Annotated in this window: 1 protein-coding gene; it reads left to right on the top strand. The window is 43.4% G+C overall.

The window, feature by feature from the left end; genetic code table 11:
- Nucleotides 1-345: DJ-1/PfpI family protein (locus ACWHAR_RS29975; RefSeq protein ID WP_452088795.1), on the top strand; the 345-nt coding region annotated here is incomplete at its 5' end.
- Between the last annotated feature and the right edge of the window lie 238 nt (nt 346-583).

Below are 583 nucleotides of genomic sequence, written 5' to 3'. Positions count from 1 at the left end.
CCGGGCGGAAATGTAGGCAGCAAAAAAATGCTGGAACACCAAGCTTTGCACAAGACGCTGACAGAAGCGGCGGATGCAGGAAAATATGTCGCCGCTATCTGCGCCGCAACGATGACGCTCGGAAAAACGGGGCTTGTCAGCGGGAAAAAAGCGACCTGCTATCCCGGGGTTGAAGAACATTTAACAGGAGCGGATGTCACTGCAAATGAAAATGTTGTCGTAGATGGAAACATCATTACTTCCAGAGGCCCGGCGACCACGATTCCATTTGCCCTCAAGCTTGCCGAATTGCTGAACGGCAAAGAAAAAGCCGATGCAGTTGCCAAGGGAATGCTCGTCTGCTAAGACGGTATTCCTCTTTTTTATCCATAAAAGAACGGTATTGACATCATAAATCTTAAAAGATATGATATTTAAAAAGTAATTCCGTAAAATCAATAATTGTAATCTCATGCAAAAGAGCTTTAGCATTCGGCTATAATCCCTATGGTCGCGTGAAAAAGCACCCTTTACCATGTATGACATTAACATTTTGATAGGACGGTATATTTCATTTTCCCTATACTCATGTATAAGGAAAAGA

It is taken from the genome of Bacillus sp. LR--39 (genome assembly GCF_053613335.1).
Note: the sequence above shows the minus strand (reverse complement) of the source record. Positions and strands in the feature narration are given on the sequence as shown.